This is a genomic window from Streptomyces synnematoformans (assembly GCF_039531005.1).
Classification (GTDB): Bacteria; Actinomycetota; Actinomycetes; order Streptomycetales; family Streptomycetaceae; genus Streptomyces; species Streptomyces synnematoformans.
On sequence record NZ_BAAAPF010000726.1, the window covers coordinates 1 to 851 of the forward strand.

General features: G+C 69.8%; 1 protein-coding gene. It reads left to right on the plus strand.

From position 1 onward, the window contains the following. A partial coding sequence (locus ABD317_RS37365; RefSeq protein ID WP_344296580.1) for a zinc-binding dehydrogenase occupies positions 1-851 on the plus strand: 851 nt, incomplete at both ends.

The following is an 851-nucleotide window of genomic DNA, read 5'->3' on the forward strand; positions in this document are numbered from 1 at the left end:
GGCGTGGTGACCGAGGTCGGCGGCGACGTCACGAGCGTCGCGGTCGGCGACCGCGTCATGGGTGTGATGATCGACGGTGCCGGCTCCCATGCCGTCACCGATCACCGTCTGCTCACCACCGTCCCCGAGCAGTGGGGGTTCACCCAGGCGGCGGGCGTTCCGGTGGCGTTTCTCACCGCGTACTACGCGCTCAAGGACCTGGGCCGGCTGGAGGCCGGCGAGTCGCTGCTGCTGCACGCCGCGACCGGCGGCGTCGGCTCCGCAGCGCTGCAACTCGCCCGCCACTTCGGCGCCGACGTCTACGCCACCGCCAGCCCCGGCAAGCACCACCTCCTCCACGCCCAGGGCCTGGACGACACCCGCGTCGCCTCCAGCCGCAACCTCGACTTCGAACAACACTTCCGCACCCACGGCCCCGACCGCGGCATCGACGTCGTCCTCAACGCCCTCGCCCACGAATACACCGACGCCTCACTACGCCTCGTACGCCCCGGCGGCCGGTTCATCGAAATGGGCAAAACCGACATCCGCGACCCGCAGACAGTCGAAGCCGAACACCGCGCCGAATACCGCAACTTCGACCTCATCGAAGCCGGCCCCGACCGCATCCACCAGATCCTCACCCACCTCACCCAACTCTTCGCCAACGGACAACTCACCCCCCTGCCCACCACCTCCTTCGACATCCGGCAGGCCCGCCTGGCTCTGCGCCATCTCAGCCAGGCCCGGCACACCGGCAAGGTGATCCTCGACCTCCCACGGACACTCGACCCCAACGGCACCGTCCTGATCACCGGCGGCACCGGCGTCCTCGCCGGCCTCACCGCCCGCCACCTGATCACCCAACACGG